The organism is Priestia sp. SIMBA_032 (assembly GCF_046535215.1).
Taxonomy (GTDB): domain Bacteria; phylum Bacillota; class Bacilli; order Bacillales; family Bacillaceae_H; genus Priestia; species Priestia aryabhattai.
In genome coordinates, this window is sequence record NZ_JAWRXD010000935.1 from 1 (window position 1) to 261 (window position 261).

The 261-nt window shown below is 62.8% G+C and carries 1 protein-coding gene; it reads right to left on the reverse strand.

Annotated features, from left to right (window positions below; all coding sequences use genetic code 11):
- Positions 1 to 261: carboxymuconolactone decarboxylase family protein (locus SB717_RS37075; protein ID WP_410908090.1), on the reverse strand; the 261-nt coding region annotated here is incomplete at both ends.

Below are 261 nucleotides of genomic sequence, written 5' to 3' on the forward strand. Positions count from 1 at the left end.
GACTTGAACAGCCCCGCCAACGTGTCGTATGCACCAACGGTGAAGATCAGATCGAGAATCTGCTGGGTGCCCAGTTGCGCGGCGAGCGTCTGCCAGGTCGTCGGGCCGATACAACCATCGCCGATGAGTTCGTCAACGGCCGCGAGCATGGCAGCATCCAGGTCGTCCCAGAAAGGCGCCGTGGGGCCGTATGCGATCCGGCCGACCTCTTCGTCGGTCAGCCCGGCATCGCGGGCCATGAAGAGATGTTGAATCCACTCG